Origin of the sequence: Aquibium carbonis (assembly GCF_003970795.1) — a bacterium.
Taxonomy (GTDB): Bacteria; Pseudomonadota; Alphaproteobacteria; order Rhizobiales; family Rhizobiaceae; genus Aquibium; species Aquibium carbonis.
The window spans coordinates 35,165-51,241 of the sequence record NZ_RWKW01000056.1; the positions used below are offsets into that span (position 1 = coordinate 35,165).

14 protein-coding genes are annotated in these 16,077 nt (G+C 64.8%); 3 read left to right on the plus strand and 11 right to left on the minus strand.

The window, feature by feature from the left end; all coding sequences use genetic code 11:
* Positions 1-16: 16 nt before the first annotated feature.
* The 11 genes from EJC49_RS15750 to EJC49_RS15800 form a co-directional block, all read right to left on the minus strand.
* Complete coding sequence (locus EJC49_RS15750) at positions 17-517, minus strand: hypothetical protein (RefSeq protein ID WP_126700896.1); 501 nt, start codon at positions 515-517, stop codon at positions 17-19.
* 398 nt (positions 518-915) lie between these two features.
* Positions 916-1,650 carry a SapC family protein gene (locus EJC49_RS15755; protein ID WP_126700897.1) on the minus strand — a complete coding sequence of 245 codons (735 nt, stop codon included), beginning with the start codon at positions 1,648-1,650 and terminating at the stop codon, positions 916-918.
* A 206-nt stretch (positions 1,651-1,856) separates the two neighbouring features.
* Positions 1,857-2,780, minus strand: coding sequence for an SDR family NAD(P)-dependent oxidoreductase (locus EJC49_RS15760; RefSeq protein ID WP_210211809.1), 924 nt, complete (start codon positions 2,778-2,780; stop codon positions 1,857-1,859).
* Between the two features lie 94 nt (positions 2,781-2,874).
* Positions 2,875-3,573 (minus strand): TetR/AcrR family transcriptional regulator, encoded by a 699-nt coding sequence (locus EJC49_RS15765; RefSeq protein WP_126700898.1) that lies wholly within the window; start codon positions 3,571-3,573, stop codon positions 2,875-2,877.
* A gap of 450 nt (positions 3,574-4,023) precedes the next feature.
* On the minus strand, positions 4,024-4,818 hold the full coding sequence (locus EJC49_RS15770) for an enoyl-CoA hydratase/isomerase family protein (protein WP_126700899.1): 795 nt from the start codon (positions 4,816-4,818) through the stop codon (positions 4,024-4,026).
* Positions 4,815-6,707: an AMP-binding protein gene (locus EJC49_RS15775; protein ID WP_126700900.1), complete on the minus strand. Its 1,893-nt coding sequence runs from the start codon at positions 6,705-6,707 to the stop codon at positions 4,815-4,817. Before EJC49_RS15775 ends, EJC49_RS15770 begins: the two co-directional genes overlap by 4 nt.
* Complete coding sequence (locus EJC49_RS15780; RefSeq protein ID WP_126700901.1) at positions 6,707-8,203, minus strand: sugar ABC transporter ATP-binding protein; 1,497 nt, start codon at positions 8,201-8,203, stop codon at positions 6,707-6,709. The genes EJC49_RS15775 and EJC49_RS15780 overlap by 1 nt, the downstream gene beginning before the upstream one ends.
* Complete coding sequence (locus EJC49_RS15785; protein WP_126700902.1) at positions 8,200-9,297, minus strand: NHL repeat-containing protein; 1,098 nt, start codon at positions 9,295-9,297, stop codon at positions 8,200-8,202. The genes EJC49_RS15780 and EJC49_RS15785 overlap by 4 nt, the downstream gene beginning before the upstream one ends.
* Positions 9,294-11,408, minus strand: coding sequence for an ABC transporter permease (locus tag EJC49_RS15790; RefSeq protein ID WP_126700903.1), 2,115 nt, complete (start codon positions 11,406-11,408; stop codon positions 9,294-9,296). Before EJC49_RS15790 ends, EJC49_RS15785 begins: the two co-directional genes overlap by 4 nt.
* A gap of 67 nt (positions 11,409-11,475) precedes the next feature.
* Complete coding sequence (locus tag EJC49_RS15795) at positions 11,476-12,474, minus strand: sugar ABC transporter substrate-binding protein (RefSeq protein ID WP_126700904.1); 999 nt, start codon at positions 12,472-12,474, stop codon at positions 11,476-11,478.
* A 25-nt stretch (positions 12,475-12,499) separates the two neighbouring features.
* The gene (locus EJC49_RS15800; RefSeq protein WP_126700905.1) at positions 12,500-13,474 is read right to left on the minus strand and encodes an ABC transporter permease; all 975 of its coding nucleotides are present in this window, start codon (positions 13,472-13,474) and stop codon (positions 12,500-12,502) included.
* A 237-nt stretch (positions 13,475-13,711) separates the two neighbouring features.
* Here EJC49_RS15800 and EJC49_RS15805 point away from each other — a divergent pair, with 237 nt between their 5' ends.
* Genes EJC49_RS15805 through EJC49_RS15810 form a run of 3 tightly spaced genes read left to right on the plus strand, consistent with a single transcriptional unit; the run spans position 13,712 to position 15,921 of the window.
* The gene (locus tag EJC49_RS15805; RefSeq protein ID WP_126700906.1) at positions 13,712-14,656 is read left to right on the plus strand and encodes an AraC-like ligand-binding domain-containing protein; all 945 of its coding nucleotides are present in this window, start codon (positions 13,712-13,714) and stop codon (positions 14,654-14,656) included.
* 48 nt (positions 14,657-14,704) lie between these two features.
* A complete protein-coding gene (locus EJC49_RS25720; RefSeq protein ID WP_170314741.1) occupies positions 14,705-14,848 on the plus strand; it encodes a hypothetical protein in 144 nt (47 codons plus the stop codon).
* A 44-nt stretch (positions 14,849-14,892) separates the two neighbouring features.
* On the plus strand, positions 14,893-15,921 hold the full coding sequence (locus tag EJC49_RS15810; protein WP_126700907.1) for a LacI family DNA-binding transcriptional regulator: 1,029 nt from the start codon (positions 14,893-14,895) through the stop codon (positions 15,919-15,921).
* The last annotated feature ends 156 nt before the right edge of the window (positions 15,922-16,077 follow it).

Sequence of the window (16,077 nt, forward strand, 5' to 3'; positions counted from 1 at the left end):
TCGGCTCGCTTGTTCATCAGAACTGACCTGACTGGATGCGGAAGACATCCGGATTGTCGGCATCCACCGCATAGAGCAGTGCAAGTGCCGTGGGAGCGAGGGACCGGCGCTGGTCTCCTGCGTCGGTGAAGGTGCCTTGCAGGAGAAGAACGGTCGCCCGCCCCGCGGCGTCCTCGCCTCGGAAGATCAGCAATCCGTTGTCGAGCGCGAGGCCGGAGCGAACCGTCTCGGGGGCATAGCCCGCCGTCCGGAAATACGAGGCGAGCACCTCGGCGTTGGCCAGGAGCTTGGCCTCGCTGCTGGACTCGATGTCCCAGAGGATGCCGACCTGGATCAACTGCTTGGATTCGTAGCCGAAGACATAGGAGACCTGGGCGGGCCCGCCGTCCCTGAGGACATCGTCCGCCCGGATGGTCAGGAGCCCTGTCCGTTCGGCCACGTTCTCGCCTTCGCCGACGGCTTCCCCCGAAAGACCGAAATCGGATTCGATCGCCTTGCGAACCTCGTCCTTGCTCATGCCGAACTTCGCCGACCGGAACCCGTCGACGACAGCCTGGGTGGTCGTCGCTGCCGTGCTTGGGGCCGCGGTCGTTGCGGCATCCTGGGCATATGCGGGCCAAGCGGCGGCAGCCCCGAGGGCGACCACCGACGCGATCAGAACTCTGCGGGCAATATGCACGCTCGATACCGCGCTGAACAAACCCATTCTCCCACCCACGCTCATTTCGCGAGCGGGAGAATACCCGTTAATTTTTTGTAATGATACAACTGAAGCCGCAGACGGCCCAGATAATTAAAAGACGATCTTAGTCGGTAGGTACCGATGTCAGCATCGGCTGGTACTATCGCGCATTGAGAAAATTCGATTCGACCATGCGCGATAGTCGATTTTGTTCGTGCTTGTGATCGCCGACGTCACGCCGCCGACGCCTTCAGCCTTTCGGCGTTCCGATCGGCGAGCTTCGTAACCGCGCCCATGCTTGCCATATGCTGAACGATCGGCTTCAGGAATCGCTTTTCGTGCAGCATGGTCACGTCCTCGGGAGCGAGGCGGTCGAAGGCGGCTTCGTCGACGGTGAACAGCCCGTGCACGACCGTGTTGCCGCGATCCGGCGTCTGCGCGTTCAGCGTGACCGATTCGAACAGGCCGAGTTTCTGGAGCGTGGCGCAGAATTCGTCGGTGCGATCGGCGGAACGCTTGTAGTTGGCGCACAGATCGCGAGCCTGGATCACGGCCGGCTCCGCCTCACCGGCATCGTTGAACAGCCGTTCGCCTTCGCTCGTGCTGATGCCCTCGTCGCCCTCGTCGAGACAAAGGAGCGCTTCACCGCCCGGCACGTCGCCGACGATGAACGGATAGCGCCTCAGATAGGCGGGCACGTAACGCCCCACCCAACTGTCGTCGCTCTCGAGAAACAGGTTGCTGCCCGGCTCGAGGCCGATCAGGAAAACGGCGGCCGGTTGCTTGGCGCCCGGCAGGAAGGCGATCGGGAGATGGGCCATGGCCGCTCCGAATTCGTCGATGACCGCCGGGATCAGATTGGCGCCGCGGGCGAAGGGGAAAACGTTACCTTTTCTCGTCAGACGGAGATCGCGATGCTTGACGTTGTCGAGCGGCACGATCTTCTTGTAGAAAAGTGGATTCTTCATCTGAACAGGGTCCCGTCTTGTCTCGTTGATGACCCTACACTAGATGATCGGGCTGATAGGAGACAGTGGAATATCCGAGGCTCACGGCGGGACCGACGCCGGGCGGAGACGCCGAAGCGAGCCCCTCGCCCCGTCCCTTGCAGTCAATCCGTGGCATTGAAACGTCCCGGACGACGCAACATGTCGGCCGGGTCTTCCGGTCGCGGCTACGCCATTGCGCCGCCCCGCGACCGTGCCTCGTCGGGTCCGCTCGCCAGTTCACGTTCCATCTGTGCGAACCCGTAATCGGGAACGATCTCGCCCGTCCGATCACTGATCCGGTGCCAGTTCGCAACAACGCCGCGAGGCGCATCCGCGCCGCCGCCGACATGCACGCCCGTGGTCAGCGTCACGTTGGAGCGCGCGAAGTGGCCGGCCCCTGCGCAGAGAATGGCCCGTGTCGGCGCATCCTCCGACACCAGCGCCAGCAGGGCGGGACTGACGAGATCGGGTGAAAGTCGCGCGAAGCTCTCTTCTGACAGCAATCCGTCCGTCATCGCGGTTGCCGCGGTCGGCGCCAGGCAATTGACCTTGATACCGTACTTTTCCCCTTCGAGGGCGAGCGTCTGCATGAGGCCGACCAGAGCCATCTTCGCTGCCCCGTAGTTGGCTTGGCCGAAATTGCCGAACAGGCCGGAGGACGACGTGGTCATCACCACGCGGCCATGGCGCTGCTCCCGCATGATGTCCCACACCGCCTTGGTGCAGATCGCCGACCCCATGAGATGCACGTCGACCACCGCACGGAATTCGGCCATGGTCATTTTGGCGAAGCTCCGGTCACGCAGGATCCCGGCGTTGTTCACCAGGATGTCGACCCGCCCCCAGGTTGCCATGACGCGCGCGACCATCTCCTCGATACCGGCTTCGTCCGTGACAGACGCCGCGAATGCGAGCGCTTCGCCGCTGGCGTCGGCGATCTCGCGCGCCACCCGCTCGGCGGCTTCCAGGTTCATGTCGTTGACGAGGACCCGTGAGCCGAGACGGGCAAGCAACATGGCATGCGACCGGCCAAGTCCGCCGCCCGCACCTGTCACGATCGACACGCGACCACGCAGTTCCGATCCGATCTCTTCGACGTGTTCCATCATGTTTTCACTCACCAGACAAAGAGTTGAATTTCCCGGAAGCGGTTCCTCGCTCGCGGGCCGTCGCCGGGCGCCCGCGCGCCCTGGAAGAAAGAGACTAGGCCGGCTTGCCCTTGCGGCAGATGGCGAGGAAACCCGCGGCCATGAAGGTGGACATGCGCTGCTTCACGGCGGCGAAGTCGTCGGATCGGCACAGACCGCCCGACAGCTTGTCGATGCGGCCAGTGCGCGCCAACGTCAGCATCAGCGCGCCCGTGACGAAATGATAGCCCCAGAAGATATCCTCTTCCGCGCAGTCGGGCAGCGCCTGCTTGAGAAGCCCGATCAGCCGCAGCACCACCGGATCGAAATGCTCGTCCATCATCGCCGCGCCCCATTCGGGCGTGTTGGCAACCTGGGAGGCGAGCGCGGCGTAGTTGCGCCAACCCTCGCCACCCTCGATGTAGAGATCGAGGTCGGTATCGAGAAAGGCGCGCAGCGCGCCCTCGACCGTCGGACTGCCGGCGCTCGCCTGCTCGTATGCGTCGAGCATGCGCATGCGCCGCTCGCTGGTCACCACCGCGCGGCGCGCGAAGACCTGGTCGAACAGCGCCTTCTTGTCATCGAAATAGTAGTTGATCAGCGTGTGGTGCACCGAAATCCGCTTGGCGACGTCCTTGAGCGTCACGCCATAGAGACCGTGCTGGGAAAACAGATGCTCCGCCGCATCCAGAATCTGCTCGATCATCTCGGCGCGTTGCTCGGCCTTGGTGGATGCCTTTCGACGTGCCGGCTTCTTCTCGTTCAATTCAGCCATCCTTTTCGTCGCCGCGACCCGAAAGCGGCCATTCCGCCCTTCGCGGAGCCGGCCATTCGGGTCCATTCGGTCCGTATGGCGAACGACGACGCCATTTGTCCAGCTTGCCAGCGCCGATGACATGCGATCACGTTCCGCATGCGAGGCGACTTGACGCCGGTTCATCGATATCAGCTTCAAGGCTTCCTCGCCCGCAAAGTCGCCCTGCCCGCCCGTGCAGGTCATCCATGATCGGGCGGTGCAGCCATGTCAATATTCACTATCGAGTGTGTTAGTTTAAAACCGACATCCATCGAGGTCATGGCGGAGCATTCGTTGGGATGGCTCCGCCACAGGCGTCTCCGGTCGTCGGGTCTGGTTGCCGCGCACAGCCGGCAGGCGCTCCTCTTCGGCGGACGTGATGGCAATCCGGCTCCGGCCGGCTCCGGAACGGGAAAACGGCGAAACCGTTCAACTGCCATCGATGTAGCGTGGATGCCGTTTCTCTCGAAAGGCCGCCAGTCCTTCGGCGAGATCCCCGCCAAGGAGATGGGTGGCGAAACGGTCCAGTTCGGCCCGGATGCGTTCGGCCCGCCTGTCGTCACGCGCGATGCGCCCGGTCAACGCCTTGACGTGGCGGTTGGCCTCGGGGCTTGCCCGGCAGATGTCGCCCGCCAATTGTCCGGCGCGCCGCAAGAGCTCTCCAGCGGAAACGACCTCGTTGACGAGCCCCCATTCGGCAGCGGTGCCGGCATCGATCAGGGCCGCGGTGTAGAAGAGCTGGGCCGCGCGCAGCGGGCCGATGCGCTCGACGAGCCTCACCGAGGCGCCACCCGCCGGCACGACGCCGTATCGCGTGTGCCCGTCGCCGATCATCGCCGTTTCGGCGGCGATGACGATGTCGCAGCACAACAGGATCTCGAGTCCGCCTGCAACGGCGACGCCGTTCACCGCGCCGATGACCGGCACCGGCAGGTCCTCGACCATCTGGATGATGTCCTGGTTGGCGCGCAGCGTGTCGATCAGCCGGCTACCACCGGCCTCGAGCGCGGCTTCGAATTCGGCCAGGTCGCCGCCCGCACAGAAGGCCCGGCCGGTCCCGGTCAGGATCACGCACTGCAGCCCGGGCATTTGGGCGACGGCCTCCAGCCTCTGCGCCAGCGAGCGCATCATCGCTGCGGATGCAGCGTTCAGGTTGTCCGGACGGTTCAGCGTGAGGATGGCAATGCCGTCCTCGACCACCAGCAGCACAGGTTCGTCTGTCATGGCTCTCCCTGCTCCGCAATGTCGAAACTCTGCGGCAAGGGAGCCAGCGTCCTGGCGAGCGCGATCCGTTGCTCCGGCGTTGCGCCGGCAAGCCGCACATGCACGCAGGTCCGCTTCTGATGGTCCAGTGACACCTCGGTTTTCACCGCAACACCGGGCCCACAGACGCGCTCGGCCTCCAGCCGCACCTTTTCCACGATCGCGCGGTCGCGCAGGTCCGGCTTGAAGATTTTCCCGACGGCCGTGACCGGAAGCGCGTCGATGACGATCACCGTGCGAGGGCGCGCAGGCGGTTCGTGAACCCTGGCCTCCAGAAAGGCCTTGAGTGCGTCGACATCGATGCTGGCGCCGGGCGCGGGAACGACGAAGAGCGCCGGCACCTCGCCGGCATATTGGTCCGGCATCCCAACGGCGGCGCTGATGTGCACGCCATCGAAACTGTTGGCCACATCCTCGATCGCGGCGGGATCGATGTTGTGGCCGCTGCGAACGATCAGGTCCTTCTCGCGACCGGTCAGCACCAGGCGCTCGTCTTCGGTCAGGTACCCGACGTCTCCGGTGGTCAGCCAGCCGTCCGGACCAAGCGTGCCGATGTTGTGGACCGGATCGACATAGCCCGGGAAGACCTGTCGCCCCTTGACCTGCACCAATCCGCTTTCGCCCGGCGCGCAAGGCACGTCGTCGGAGCCGAGCCTGACGATCCTCGTGCGGGAAAACGGCGCGCGAAACCCGACGCTTCCCGCCACCGGCTCGCCTCGCCCCGGGTTGAAGGCGATCGCCGCGGCGGTCTCTGTCATGCCGTAGGTCTCGAACAGGCGAATGCCGGTGGTCGCTTCGAAGCGCGCGCCGATTTCCTTCGGCAGCACGGCGCCGCCCGTGCCGGCCATGCGCACGGAGGTGACGTCGCAACCCTTCGGAAAGCTGTTGGTCAACGCGGCGATCGAAGTCGGAACCCCGCCGATCACGGTGGCGCGAAAATGCTCGACGATCGGCCAGTAGTTCTCCACCACGGCCGGTGGCCGCAGCGCATAGGGAGACGGCACGACGACGTGTCCGCCCGCCGCCAGCACCGACAGTCCCACCGTCATGGTCCCTCCGACATGAAAGAAGGGAAAGCCGTTGATGACGGTGTCGGTCTCGCTGTAGGCGAACACCTGCGCGAAGCCGAAGGCGGCGTGGATCTGGTTGCCATGCGTCAGCTGAACCAGCTTCGGGCGCCCCGTCGTGCCGCCGGTGTGGAACAGCGCACAGACCGTGTTGCTGTCGGAAGACGGCTCGAATTCGAGCCTTTCGCCACCATGCCCGCCAAGCGCTTTCTCCAGCCGGATGTATCCGGCCGGGAGTTCCTCGTCCCTGTTTCCACCGACGACGATGACCCGTTCGAGCGTCGCCACATCGGCCAGAAGGCCTGCGGCTTTCGTCCAGCAGGTCTCGTCAAGGTGGCGCGAAGGGATGACGAGGACCGTCGCCTTTTCGGCTGAAAGCAGGTCGAGGATGGCGTCGCGGCTGAGAAGGTAGTTCAGCGTGCTCGCCACGCCCGCCACCTGCGCGCCGAGCAGCAGCACAGGCAACTCGGGAACCGTCGGCGCCAGGAAGGCGGCGACGCCCCTGCCCGGCTCGAGGCCGAGCGATCGGAACAGATTGGCCGCGCGCGTGATCTCCGCAAGCAGTTGAGCGTGCGTGAGCGACGACCCGATGGCGGCCGGGTCCGGCGAATGCAGCACGGTCAAGGCTTTCCGGTCTCCGCCATGACGCGCGGTGGCCAGGAACAGATCATGGAGGTTTCGCGCGGTCACGAGCTCGTCGTAGGGCCGGCTCTCGATGGCGACGATGTCCTCGATCGTGCGAACGTCGAGGACGGGACGGGTCGTCTTCAGTTCCCTCGTCATCAGTGCACGGCCGCGTACATGATCGTTTCGTCGTCGGCCTTGTTGCCTTCGAACTCCTCCACGATGCGGCCTTGCCGGCAGACGAGAATCCGGTCCGACAACTGCAATACTTCCGGCAGGTAGGAGGAGATCACCATCACCGCGATGCCTTCGTCGGCAAGCCGGTTGATGAGCTGATGGATTTCGGCGATCGCGCCCACGTCGACGCCGCGCGTCGGCTCATCGAAGATCACCAGTTTCGGTTTCTGCACGAGCGCCTTGGCGACCACCACCTTCTGCTGGTTGCCGCCGGACAGTTCGATGACCTTGGCGTCGGCGTTGATCGCCTTGACGTTCAGCAGTCCGATCCACTCCTCGGCGATCGTGCGCATCTCGCGCATCGAGACGGTCGGCGACTTCGTCCGGCCGCCGGCCATCGCCGCGATGTGGATGTTCTCCGCGATCGACATCGTCTCGAAGAACCCTTCGAGCTTTCGGTCCTCGGTGACGTAGATGATTCCGTCGCGCACGGCCGGCCGCGGTACGCGGTAGCGGACCGATCGACCGTTGAGCCGCACCTGGCCGCCGTGGAAGAGATCTCGTTTCAGGACCCCGGAAACCACCTTCGCAGCCTCTGTCCGACCCGATCCGATGAGGCCGAACACACCCGTGATCTGGCCGGCAAACACGGAAAACGACGTGTTTCGAACGAGATTGCCCATCGAGAGGTTCTGGACGCTGAGAACCTTGTCGCCCGCCGTGCGGACCTTGCGATCCTTGTGCGAACCGATGTATCCGCCGCTCAGCGTCCGCCCCACCATGGCCCGCACGATCTTTTCGCGATCGAACGCGGAGGTGACGTCGGTGACGACGTGTTCGCCGTCGCGCATCACGGTGATGCGGTCGGCGATCGACAGCGCCTCCTCGAGCGCATGGCTGATGAAGATGATCGACACGCCGCGACGCTTGAGCCGGCCGACGAGCGAGAAGAACTGGTGTTTCTCCTCCGGTGTCAGGGTGGCGGTCGGCTCGTCGAAAATGATGACCTGCGCGTTGTGGTGCACGGCGCGCGCGATCTCGACCATCTGCTTCTGGCCGGCGCCGAGCGCCGCCACCATCGCGGTGGGGTCCACCTGGAAATTGAGGGACTGCAGGAATTGCTGGCCGGCAATGTAGATGCCCCGCAGCCGATGGAACCGCTTCTGGTCGGTCAGGTAGATGTTCTGCGCCACGGTGAGAGACGGAACGAGACTGGTCTCCTGGTAGACCATGGCGATGCCGCGACCCAGCGCTTCCGACGGCGACGCGAAGGCCACCCCCGCACCGTCGATCAACACCTCGCCTGCGGTCGGCTGCACGACGCCCGCGATCATCTTGGTCAGCGTCGACTTGCCGGCGCCATTCTCGCCCAGGAGAGCATGCACCTCGCCGCGCTCGAGGGTGAAGGACACATCCTTCACCGCCGGTATGCCGCGATACTCCTTGGTGACGTTGCGCAGTTCAACGATCGGCGTCATCGTCCGTCTTCCCGGTCTGTCACGAGACTTTCGCGCGCGACCGAGACGATGACGTCGTCCCCGCGCGCTGCAATGAACAACCGCTCTCGATGCTCGACCGCGCAGGTGACCCCATGCGTCGCGCCGTCAGCGCGGCTCTGCAGGCTCGAGCGCGGCTGGAACGAGCGGTCGAGCTGGACGCACAACCCCGCCGACATGGTCGGCGCCCAGGGCTTCAGAATGCCGAGATGCTTGACGCCCCCGCCTTGCAGCGATTCATAGAAGCTGCGCCCCGATCGCAGCCTCGGCGCAACCCAGTAGGCCTCGGGTACCTCGGCCATCATGCGCGAGCGGTAAGCCGGCTCGCGCAGCACGAACTCGACGAGCTGACTGCGGGGGGCAAACATGGCCAGCCAGAACCCGTCCGCGCCTTTCGACAGACGGCCGGGATAGCCGGGCAGGTCGGCAATCAGGACCCGCGGCGTGTCCGCTCGCTCGAGATCGACCCGCGCGAGCCGGTGTTGCCAGGCTTCGGAAAACACCAGCCCGTTGCCGTCGACGACCACGCCTGCGGGCCAGGCCAGGCCAGCGGCGATGCGGCTGGCCGATCCGCTGTCGAGATCGATACGCCAGATGCTTCCCGACGCGTTGCGCTCGAGCAGGTCGCGCTGCCAGGCGTCGGCGCCTTTCGTTGCCGAACCGACGGCCACGTAGAGGGTGCCCTCCCCGTAGGCCATGTCGGTCATGCAGATCGATGCGGGATCGAGGCGATAGCGCCGCCCATCGCGGACCCCGCCATGGACGACGATATCACCATTCTGAAGTGCCGCGACGATACCATCCGGCAAGGATGCGATACAGGTGATCGTCGATCCAAGGTCGGTCCGGCGGTCCCACGTCCCGTTCGAGCCGAGTTCGAACAGTTCTGCGCCCGCCGACGCGACGAGCGTGTCGCCGAACATCGCCAGGCAATCCACGGTCTGGAGCGACGCGCGATCCGTCGCTTCATCGAGCGCACGGTTGGGGCGCAACGCCCCGTCGAGCGACGGCACGGTGACCGCGGCGTCACCGCGCCCGAACACGCTGTCGATCATGCGAGTGAGCCCGCCGATCATGATTGCCCCCAGTAGGACCGCTTTGCGGTCCAGGTTTCGTCGACGCCGTCCAGCTTCAGCCTTCCGACGCGGTTGTTGAGGATGCCGCCGATGTAGAGGTGACCTTTGTGCTCGCGCATCGACGTGATCATCGGATGGTTGTCGCCGCTTCGGTCCCACAAGGTCTCGATCACCCGTCCGGACTCGTCGAAGCGAAGCACGCAGCCGGTGTTGATGTTGGGGAACAGCCATTCGTCCGGCGCGACCCGCCGCGCCATGCGCCGACGGAAGCCGGGCATCTTCAGTGCAAGATCCAGCGCCGGGGTCCGAATGCCGACCAGCGCAAGCCAGTAGGTCCCGTCAGAGGCGCGGTTGATGTTGTCGGGGTAGCCCGGCAAGTCCCCTATGACGGTCTCGACCGTTCCCTTCTTCGGACCGTCGAACCAGTAGCGGCTGACACGGCAAGCCCAGGTCTCGGCAAACAGGAACGACTGGCCATCGTGCACCATGCAGATGCCGTTGGGGAAAACCAGGTTCTTGAGCACCGTGCGCGTCGTGCCCGTGTTCGGGTCGAAGCAGATGATGCGTCCGTTGCCGCGCGATTCCAGGCAGTCGACCGGCCATTCGTGCATTTCGTAGCGCACCGTGGCTTCGCTGAAGAACACCCGGCCGTCAGGGGCGATATCGAGGTCGTCAGCCAGTCGAAGGCGTGAATCGTCGATGACGGAGAACCAGGAGCGGTTGGTTTCGTCGGTGAGCTTCTGAATCTCACGGTCCATCGTCACCCGGTAGAGGCCCATTCCGCCGATGCAGACCACAAGCGACCCGTCCCTGGCGAACGCCATGCCGAGCGGCCGGCCGCCGACATGGGCGAACACCTCCTGCTGGTCGTAGTCGGGAGCGAGGAAGCGCACGATGTCGCCGGTGCGGTTGCCGACGTAGATGTTGTCGTTGGCGTCGAGAATGACGTCTTCCGGGCCGTCGATGCGATCAAGCCCGATCGCCTCGACCGGGCGCAGCCGGTCATTGAGCGCGTAAGGCGACGCACCGTCGGTGGCTGGCGCTGCCGGCAGAGCTGAATAGGTCGGCGAGACATAGACCTTCGACAGGAATTTCTGGCGGTTCTTCAGCCAGCGGACGTCGATCATCACCGCTCCGAGCAGCACGAGGCCGAGCAGCAGCGAGCTCCCGCCGCTGGTGATGCCGATGCGGACGAGGCTGTTGACCATGATCATCACGGTCACCGAACCGATGACCGCCTTGGCCGCCGATCCACGGCCGCCGCCGAGGCTGTTTCCGCCAAGGACGGCGGCCGTGAGCGCGGCGATCTCGAGGCCGATGCCGATGTCGGCGCCTGCCGCCCCAAGCCGTGAGGCAAACAGCACGCCCGCGAGCGCGGCGAGCGTTCCAGAGACGACATAGGTGGCGCAGATGACCCGGCGGACCGGTATGCCGACATTGTGGGCCGACCGCCGCGAGCCGCCGACGGCGAGAACATGCCACCCCGCCCTGGTACGGCTGAGCACCAGATGCAGGACGATGGCCACGCCGATCGTCAGCACCACGCTGAACGGCAGCCCGAGAACATAGCCTTCGCCGAAGAAGAACCAGAAATCGGAGTCTGGAAAGACCGCGGCAATCGCCACGGCATATTTGAGCAGGATCATGTCGACGACGGCGCGCACGATGATCAACGTGACCAGCGTGGTCAGGAAGGCGCGCAGACGCAGAAAGCCGACGAGCAGGCCGTTCACGAGGCCCACGGCAGCACCGCAGGCCATGGTGAACAGCACGACCAGCGGCACCGGAAGTTCGGCAACATGCATCAGCGTCAACGCGACGATGTTGCCGAGCGCGAAGATGGAGCCCACCGAAAGGTCGATGCCGCCCGCGACCATGACGATCGTCAGCGCCATGACGATGAGACCGAATTCGCCCCACTGGCGCATCAGGTTGGATACGCTGGCCGCGCCGAAGAAGTCGGGGATCAGCGAGCCGAACACCGCCATGACGCAGGCCAGGATCAGCAGCGGGATCGCGTTGTCGACCCAGCGCTTGGTGAGTATCTCGCCGAGAAGGTGATCGGGCACGAGGCGATAGCGCCAGCGCACGATGCTGTCTGATAGCGTCATTGTCGATGCTCTGTTGGATGAGGATGGCGCGGACGGCCGCGACGGCCGCCCGCGCCGCTGCGACGGATCAGCCGTTGCTCGGCATGTCCCAGCACGAGGCCGCGGTCATGTTGTCCTTGGTGAGGAAGTCGAGCGGCGTGAACAGCGTGGTCTTGGTGGTGCCCGGCGCCTGACCGTGCTGCAGCAGGTGCTTGATCATGGTCGCCATGTCACGCGCCTGTCCCGGCACGAAGTAGACGACGGATTCGGAGAAGGTGCCGTTGGCGAGGTTGTCGCAGACCATGCGGTTGCCGCCGCCCTGGGTCAGCAGATAGACGTCCTTGCCGGACTCCTTGATGGCGGCCGCCGTTCCGATGTCCATGACATCCCAGAAGCCGGTGATGGCGCAGAGGTCCGGGTGCTGCTGGATGACGGTGGCGGCGATGTTCTTGGCCTTGGTCGAATCCCAGTCGGCCGCCTGGTTGGAGACCAGCTTGATCTCCGGATGCTGCGACAGGACATTGTTGATGCCCTGCATCTGGTAGATGCTCGCGGCGGCGGTCAGCACGCCCTGGGTGATCGCCACCTTGCCGCTCTTGCCCTTGTCTGGCGAACACACGTCGACGAGGCGCTGCCCGATCTGCTCGCCCATGCCGACATAGTCGGCGCCGACGAAGACGTCCGTCGAGTAACTGGAACGCATGTTGACCTGCACGACGTAGATGCCCGCCTCCTCGGCCCGCTTGAGCAACCGCGCATAGGACTGAACGTCGGGATTGTGGACCACGATCACATCCGGCTTCTCCGAGATCAGCGCGGTGATGGCCTGTGCGCCGGCGTCGGTGTTCCAGTTCGGGTCGCGGATGTCGAAGGTGACGCCAAGCGGCTCGAGCGCATCCCTGAGCCCGGCCGCCCAGCCTTCGGTCAGGTCGAACCCCATCGCCACCGGCACATAGGCGACGCGCTTGCCGGCGAAGGCATCGTAATAGGGCGCGCGTGTCGGGTCGTTGATGCCCTCCTGCGCGAGCGCGGAACCGGCGCCGAGCGCGACGGCTGCAGAAACGAGCAAAGTCCTGAACAGTCTCATGGTTTTCCTCCCAGTGAGTGTGAAGCTAAATGTCCCCTTGTTGGGCGGTCTGCTCGTCTCGGGGATTGACGATCGTGTCGATGACGATGGCCGTCAGCAGCAGCGCACCCTTGACGACGTTCTGGACCGTGTACTGGATGTCCATGATCGTCATGCCGTTGAGAAGGATGCCGATCAGCAGCGTGCCGACGATGACGTTGCGGATGCCGCCCTTCCCGCCCGACAGTCCGATGCCGCCGAGCACCACCACGAGGATGACGTCGTAGACGTAGGTCGAGAGCGCGAGGCGCGTGTTCATGCTGGCAACGGAGGCCGCGGTGACGATGCCGGCCAGATAGCCGATCAGCGCCGACATCACATATTGCTGGACGACGATCGGCCTGACCGGAATGCCGGTGATTCGCGCGGCCAGGATGTTGTCGCCGACCGCCCGCACATAACGCCCCGATTTCGCGTAGCGCAGGAACAGGTAGCCGGCGAGACACACCGCGGCGAAGATGAAGATCGGAACCGGCACGCCCAGCAACGTCCCCTGGCCGAGCCAAAGCAGCGAATTCGCGCGCTCGGGCATGTAGGCGACGTCGAGTGAAAACAGGAAGTATCGACCGAAACCGTAGATCAGCGTCCCCATCGCCAGCGTGGCGAAGATGGCCGGTATCTCGGCATAGGCGACGAGCCATCCGTTGATGGCGCCCACGATCAGACTGAAGGCGAGGCCGATCAGCATCGCCTGCGCGATCGGCATGCCGCCGCCGATCAGATTGAGCGTCCAGGCGACCGAGATCGCCATCAGGGCGACCAGCGACAGGTCGATCCCGCGGCCGATGACGACGAGCCCCATCGCGACGCCCAGAATGCCGAGGATGGAAACGCTGCGAACGAGGTTCAGCACGTTGTTCGTGGTGAGGAAGCCCGGCAGCGCGAGCGCGAAACCGGCGCACAGCAACAGCGCCAGTCCGAAGACGATCTGCTCCTGGCTCAAGCGGCCCATGGACGACATACGCAACGATCCTCCCCCGAGCGCACCAAACTCTTCCCTGTGCGATCGGAGGTCAGACTAGCGAGGCTGACGGAAGGGCGCTTTCGTGAGCATGCAGGACTTTTTCTCGAGAGCGCACTCGCTCGGACGGCGCTGGACGAGCGTCCGGGCCGGGACTAATGTCACACATTCACGCGGGAGAGAGCGTGAGGGGGAATGGCCCGCCTGGCGGGCGCATGGCCGCGGGTGGAGGAGCCCATGGACCTGATCTTTTCGACTGACGACTACGCGCCGTCAGCGCGCTACGCCGCATGGCGCGACGCCATATGCGACGTCTATGTGAATGTCGACGTGAAGGCGACGGATCCCGCCCACTATCGCGGCTTCATTCGCGAGGCGAAGTTCGGCGAGGTCGCGCTGACCGACATCCTGCTGTCCGAGCAGCGCATACGCCGCAACAGGCGCCACATCTCGCGGCTGGACAAGGAATGCTACTACCTGCAACTCATTCACAAGGGCAGCATCAGCGTGCTGCAGCGGGGCGAACACCACAAGTCGAACGCGGCGCGCGGCGCGGTTTTTTGCGCAGCGGAGCAGTACGAGCTCTACGGCCATGGCGAGGTTCGATCGTTCTATCTCGAGATTCCGCGCGACGAATTCGCCCAGAGATTCCCGCGCGAGCGGATCCCGGTCTCCGCCTCGCTGAACACGACCCAAGGGTTGGGTCGCATCGCGACGGAGTTCTGCGCGTCGCTGGCCACCGAAGGCTCGCGGCTGGAGGAAGGCGTTCGCGCCGGTCTCGGCAACCAGCTGATGGACCTGCTCGCCTTTTCGCTGTTGACGTCGGAAGGCGACATGCCGGCTGCGGAGGGCTCCGTGAAGCGGGCGCGACTGCGCTCGGTGCAGAACTGGATCGAGGCGCATCTGGCTGACCCCACCCTGACGCTGGAAAGGATCGCCACCGCCAACGGCATGTCGCTGCGCTACCTTCACGTCCTGTTCGAAAGCGATGAGATGTCGGCATCCGAATGGGTGTGGAACCGTCGTCTTCAACTCGCCTATGATCGCCTGACCCTCGGCGACGGCCGCACCATTACGTCCATCGCCTACGACCACGGCTTCAACAGCTCAGCACATTTCTCGACCCTGTTCCGGCGCAAGTACGGCATTTCCCCGCGCGACATCCGGGGGCTCAAGTCGTAGCGCCCCGGGAGCGTCATGCCACGAGCAGCCGAGGCCGCCCGACGTCGGATGGATATCCATGCGATCCTCGAAGAGCGCGCGTCCGTCGTTCGCCCCGGCTTCAACGGCACCATCCCGATCATCGCACGCAATGTCGGCAACAAAACGCAACACATCGCCGAAGGTACCCCCTTAGCCCCGCCGCGTGATTGACGTACCTCACAAACTTCCGGATAGAGTGCGGTCAGAGGTCTTTCATGTCACGTCCGACGGTCAACGATATTGCCAAGGCGGCGGGCGTCAGCCTCGCCACGGTGGACCGTGTCCTCAACCAGCGGCCCGGCGTGACGGAAAAGACGGTCGGCCGGGTCAACGCCGCGATCGACCAGCTCGGCTACGTACGCGACGTGACGGCGGCCAACCTTGCCCGCCAACGACGCTATCGCATGACCTTCGTCCTGCCGGAAACGCCGGTCCTTTTCGTCGGCACGTTGCGCGAGGCGATCGCCGAAGCGGTGCGTGGTTCGGCCTCGGATCGGACGGACGTGCGCATCGTCACGTTCCCCGCCGACAACCCGCACGCGCTCGTGCGCGCCTTGCGCACCATCTCGCGCGCCAACACCGACGGCATGGCGATCTTCGCGCCCGAGACGCCGCATGTTCGCGACGCGATCGCGCGGCTGAAGGCCGATGGAGTACCGATCGTGGCGCTGGTCTCGGATCTGCCCAACACCGACCGGGACCATTTCGTCGGCATCGACAACGTCGCGGCGGGCCGCACCGCCGGTCTCCTGATGGGGAAGTTCCATGGCCGCCAGCCCGGCGCGGTCATGGTTCTCGTCAGTTCGATGCAGGCCCGCGACAACGTCGAACGCCGTCTTGGCTTCGACCGGATCATGGCCGAGCGGTTTCCGCGCATCGAGGTGCTGCCCTCCATCGAGGGGCACGACAATGATGACGTCACGGCCAGGGTGGTCAACGCGGTCCTGGACAACCGGCCCGACATCACCGGCATCTACTCGATCGGTCATGGCAGCCGTGCGCTGCTCGATCTGCTGCGGGCCCGCATGGCTCCCGGCACCCTGTCCGTCGTCGCGCACGAACTGACGAAGGTGACGAGGGACGCCCTGAAGACCGGAATGTTCGACGCCGTCATCAGCCAGAACGTCGGTCACATCGTCCGCAGCGCGATCCGCGTCCTGCGGGCCAAGAGCGACGGAGTGGGCATCGTGCCGTCCCAGGAGCGCATCCGCATCGAGATCGTGGTGCAGGAGAACCTGCCCTGAGCCCGACCCACTCGAAAAGCCGCCTTCTTGGGTGGGCTCCATCCAGGCCTCTCGTCCCCCACCCGTAACATCCCGCCCCCGGATCATGGTCGATCACGAACGCGGAATTCGGATTTGAAGACGATTGACATGAGGTACGTACCTCATTTAGCTTCC

Bases quoted from the DNA above. Each gene is read 5' to 3' on its own strand.
- EJC49_RS15750 (WP_126700896.1), bottom strand. From the start codon at position 517: ATGAGCAAGGACGAGGTTCGCAAGGCGATCGAATCCGATTTCGGTCTT.
- EJC49_RS15755 (WP_126700897.1), bottom strand. From the start codon at position 1,650: ATGAAGAATCCACTTTTCTACAAGAAGATCGTGCCGCTCGACAACGTC.
- EJC49_RS15760 (WP_210211809.1), bottom strand. From the start codon at position 2,780: ATGATGGAACACGTCGAAGAGATCGGATCGGAACTGCGTGGTCGCGTG.
- EJC49_RS15765 (WP_126700898.1), bottom strand. From the start codon at position 3,573: ATGGCTGAATTGAACGAGAAGAAGCCGGCACGTCGAAAGGCATCCACC.
- EJC49_RS15770 (WP_126700899.1), bottom strand. From the start codon at position 4,818: ATGACAGACGAACCTGTGCTGCTGGTGGTCGAGGACGGCATTGCCATC.
- EJC49_RS15775 (WP_126700900.1), bottom strand. From the start codon at position 6,707: ATGACGAGGGAACTGAAGACGACCCGTCCCGTCCTCGACGTTCGCACG.
- EJC49_RS15780 (WP_126700901.1), bottom strand. From the start codon at position 8,203: ATGACGCCGATCGTTGAACTGCGCAACGTCACCAAGGAGTATCGCGGC.
- EJC49_RS15785 (WP_126700902.1), bottom strand. From the start codon at position 9,297: ATGATCGGCGGGCTCACTCGCATGATCGACAGCGTGTTCGGGCGCGGT.
- EJC49_RS15790 (WP_126700903.1), bottom strand. From the start codon at position 11,408: ATGACGCTATCAGACAGCATCGTGCGCTGGCGCTATCGCCTCGTGCCC.
- EJC49_RS15795 (WP_126700904.1), bottom strand. From the start codon at position 12,474: ATGAGACTGTTCAGGACTTTGCTCGTTTCTGCAGCCGTCGCGCTCGGC.
- EJC49_RS15800 (WP_126700905.1), bottom strand. From the start codon at position 13,474: ATGTCGTCCATGGGCCGCTTGAGCCAGGAGCAGATCGTCTTCGGACTG.
- EJC49_RS15805 (WP_126700906.1), top strand. From the start codon at position 13,712: ATGGACCTGATCTTTTCGACTGACGACTACGCGCCGTCAGCGCGCTAC.
- EJC49_RS25720 (WP_170314741.1), top strand. From the start codon at position 14,705: ATGGATATCCATGCGATCCTCGAAGAGCGCGCGTCCGTCGTTCGCCCC.
- EJC49_RS15810 (WP_126700907.1), top strand. From the start codon at position 14,893: ATGTCACGTCCGACGGTCAACGATATTGCCAAGGCGGCGGGCGTCAGC.